This is a genomic window from Mycobacterium sp. TH-M106, from assembly GCF_057473765.1.
On sequence record NZ_JBYCLE010000138.1, the window covers coordinates 1 to 3,695 of the forward strand.

The following is a 3,695-nucleotide window of genomic DNA, read 5'->3' on the forward strand; positions in this document are numbered from 1 at the left end:
GCATAGCGCGGCGTCCATCCCGAAGTCCACAGCACGGCCTTCTTGCCCTCGGCGGTCTCGACCACCGGCTTCCACGGGTTCTTGACGATCCCGCCGATCGCCGCGACCAGGGTGCCCAGCCCGAAGGCGCCGAACCCGATGCCCAGCGACAGCCCGACCAGCTTGCGCCGCTTGATCGTCGAACCTTCCAGAGCGTCGGTCAGATTCGCCACCACCGTTTTGCGGGCCAACTCGGTGGAACGGCCGTCGTGGCGCTCCTGGATCGAGATCTCTTCCGGGATGAACTTTTTGACGAACATCACCGCGCCGATGCCGATCGCCAGCACCGACAGCCCGAAGGTGAGTCCGTACAACGGGGTGGACAGCGCGTACAGGTTGCTGCCCGCGGTGGCCTCCGGCTTGTACCGCCAGGGCCAGAACAAGAAGATCAGCAGCAGCGCCAGCCCGAAAACTCCGCCAGCGAAAAACCACAGCGCCACATGACGTTCGGCGCGCTTTTCGGCCTGGGTCCCCTCGACGGGCCAGCGCGGTTGCCGGAAGACCGTCTCCACACCGTCCAGGCGACCACCCAGGGCAACCAGTTCCTCGCGTGACATGGCAGCCAGCGCCGCATCGTCGGGTTGCTCGGTTCCGTCTTTGCTGATGTCGGTCATGACCGTGCCCCGACCCACAGTGCCCCGCCGATGGCGGCCACCATCCCGATGATCCACATCGCCATGCCCTCTGGCGCGGGCCCGAATCCGCCCAGCCCGTAGCCGCCCGGATTGGATTCCTCGGTAACGGTTTTGACGTAGGCGATGATGTCCTTCTTCTCGTCGAAGGAGAGCTGGCGGTCGGAGAACCGCGGCATGTTCTGCGGCCCGGACAACATCGCGGCCAGAATCTGCTGCTCGTTGGCGTCCGCTAAGTCGGGGGCGTACTTGCCCGACGACAGCGCCCCGCCCTTGCCGGTGAAGTTGTGGCAGGAAGCGCAGTTGAGGCGGAACAAGTCGCCGCCGCGGCCGAGGTTGTGACCGCGCAGCGACGTGGTCGCGATGGCGCCGTTCGAGTCGCGGACCATGGTAGGGCCGCCGCCGTTGGCCTGCACGTAGGCGCCGAGTGCATCGATCTGCGCGGCGTCGAACATCGGGTCCTTGCGGGGTGCCTGGGCCTCGCCGCGAGCCGCGGGCATCCGTCCGGTCGACACCTGGAAATAGACCGCGGCCTCGCCCACGCCGATCAAGCTCGGCCCGCGGTCGGGCACGCCCTGCAGGTTGGCGCCGTGGCACGTTATGCACGACGTGTCGAACAGCTGTTTGCCGGTGCGCAGCAGCGCCGAGTTGGCCTGGTCGGCCACCGCGAGCTGCGGGGACGGTGTCAGCAGCGTTGCCAGCCCGCCGGCCACGGCCAGCGCCGCCGCCAGCAGCAACCCCCCGGACAGCCGGCGCCGAAGCCGTCGTCGGGGGTTGCCGAAGTTGCTCTTCAACCGAACACTCCTGTCCGTCGGGGGCCTGCTCACCGGATGAAGTAGATCGTGGCGAACAGCGCGATCCACACAATGTCGACGAAATGCCAGTAATAGGAGACGACGATAGATGCGGTGGCCTGCGCCGGGGTGAACTTGCTCAGCGTGGTGCGGACCAGCAGGAAGATGAAGGCGATCAGGCCGCCGATGACGTGCAGGCCGTGGAAGCCGGTGCACAGGTAGAACACGCTGCCGTAGGCGCTGGACGGGATGGTGGTGCCGTGACTGGTCAGGTGGTAGTACTCATACGCCTGGCCGAGCACGAAGAACAGGCCCATGAAGAAGGTTGCCACATACCAGCGGCGCAGCCCGAACACGTCACCCTTCTCGGCGGCGAACACCCCCATCTGGCAGGTGAATGACGAAGAAATCAGCACCAGCGTCACCGGGACAGCCTGAAACAGATTCAGGTGCGTCGGCGGCGGCGGCCAGTTGCCGCCGGCTTGAGCGCGTGCGGTGAAATACATCGCGAACAGTCCCGCAAAGAACATCAGCTCGCTGGAGAGCCAGACGATGGTGCCGACACTGACCATGTTCGGCCGGTTCAACGAATGCACCCGCGACGTGATGGCGGTACCGGAGGGCCCCACAGCGCTCGTCACAACCGCAAGTATGACGTGGCGTAGTTGTCGGATTTCACCCGGGGCGCAGAATCGAGGCGAACCACGCCTGGCCTGTGCGGGGCGGGCGTGCGACGATCGCGGCGTGGTCGAGCCAGATCCAGAACCCCCGCAAGCTGTGCGCGGCGAGCCGTGGACGCGGGTTCTGCGGCGATTGACCGGCGGCCAGGACCTAGCCCGCGGGCAGGCGAGTTGGGTGATGGAACAGATCATTACCGGCGCCGCGACACCGGCCCAGATCGCCGCTTTCGGCGTGGCGATGACCATGAAGGGCCCGACCGCGGTCGAGGTCAGTGAGCTGGCCGATGTCATGCTCACCCACGCCCACCTGGTACCGACCGACAAGATCGACGCCGGCAGCGTCGATGTGGTCGGCACCGGCGGTGACGGCACCAACACAGTGAACTTGTCCACCATGGCGGCCATCGTGGTGGCGGCTGCCGGCATACCCGTGGTCAAACACGGCAACCGGGCGGCGAGTTCGCTCTCCGGCGGCGCCGACACGTTGGAAGCACTGGGGGTGCGCATCGATCTGGGCCCCGACGAGGTCGCCCGCAGCGTTGCCGAGGTGGGGATCGGGTTCTGCTTTGCGCCGGCGTTTCATCCCACGTACCGCAACGCGTCGGCGGCGCGGCGCGAGGTCGGGGTTCCGACGGTGTTCAATCTGCTTGGGCCGCTGACCAATCCGGCCAGGCCCCGGGCTGGGCTGATAGGTTGCGCATTCGGCGATCTCGCCGAGGTGATGGCCGGGGTGTTCGCTGCACGCCGATCGTCTGTGCTGGTCGTGCACGGCGACGACGGGCTCGACGAGTTGACCACCACCACCACCAGCACCGTCTGGCGGGTGCAGGCCGGTACCGTGGACCGGCTGACCTTTGACCCGGCCGGATTCGGGTTCCCCCGCGCCGAGGTGGGCCAGCTGCTCGGCGGTGACGCCCACGCCAACGCCGAGGAGACGCGGTCGGTGCTGGCCGGCACCGCCGGCCCGGTCCGCGACGCGGTCGTCCTCAATGCCGCCGGCGCGATGGTCGCTCACGCCGGATTGTCCAGCACCGCCGAATGGTTGCCGGCCTGGGAGGACGGGCTGGCTCGTGCCGTTGCGGCGATCGACTCCGGTGCTGCCGAAGCGCTGCTCGCGCGGTGGGTGCGGTTCGGTCAACAGCTCTGAGCCCTCGACCCCCTGCGCGTCGTTGCGAGCGCGCCGGCACCCGAATTGTTAAATTTTATGTCTCTTGATGGACAAGGACCGTTGCGGTTTCGTAACCTATCCGAGACCTAAATTCGATCGACGCGACATGAGACGGTTGTCGCCGGCAGTTTAAGGATGCAAATCTTGGGTTCTCACCCTACCCACCGGACCGGGCGTGCCATCGAACGATCCGTCGGTGCGGTGGCCAGTATGACGGCCGGCGTCACGGTCCTTGCCGGTCTCCTGATCGGCAGTGTGCGGGCCGACCCGGCCGATGACGCGCTGGCAAAGCTCAACGAGCTGTCCCGCCAGGCCGAACAGACCACCGAGGCGATGCACAGCGCGCAGCTCGACTTCAAGGAAAAGCTTGCGGCTCAACGGG

The 3,695-nt window shown here is 66.8% G+C and carries 3 protein-coding genes and 2 pseudogenes; 2 read left to right on the forward strand and 3 right to left on the reverse strand.

Features of this window, described 5'->3' with window-relative positions; translation table 11 throughout:
* From AC2VOP_RS05000 to ctaE, 3 genes and pseudogenes are all read right to left on the reverse strand, one after another.
* Positions 1-653 (reverse strand): annotated as a pseudogene (locus AC2VOP_RS05000) (cytochrome bc1 complex Rieske iron-sulfur subunit); the annotation flags it as partial.
* Entirely contained in the window at positions 650-1,465 is an 816-nt protein-coding gene (qcrC, locus tag AC2VOP_RS05005; RefSeq protein WP_486959919.1) for a cytochrome bc1 complex diheme cytochrome c subunit, read from the reverse strand. The pseudogene AC2VOP_RS05000 and the gene qcrC, both read right to left, overlap by 4 nt.
* Positions 1,466-1,494: 29 nt before the next feature.
* The gene (gene ctaE, locus AC2VOP_RS05010; protein ID WP_486959920.1) at positions 1,495-2,106 is read right to left on the reverse strand and encodes an aa3-type cytochrome oxidase subunit III; all 612 of its coding nucleotides are present in this window, start codon (positions 2,104-2,106) and stop codon (positions 1,495-1,497) included.
* 103 nt (positions 2,107-2,209) lie between these two features.
* On the opposite strand from ctaE, the gene trpD reads away from it, so the two are divergent.
* Both trpD and AC2VOP_RS05020 read left to right on the forward strand, forming a co-directional pair.
* Positions 2,210-3,292 (forward strand): anthranilate phosphoribosyltransferase, encoded by a 1,083-nt coding sequence (trpD, locus tag AC2VOP_RS05015; protein ID WP_486959921.1) that lies wholly within the window; start codon positions 2,210-2,212, stop codon positions 3,290-3,292.
* 231 nt (positions 3,293-3,523) lie between these two features.
* Positions 3,524-3,695: pseudogene (locus AC2VOP_RS05020) on the forward strand (peptidoglycan hydrolase RipC); the annotation flags it as partial.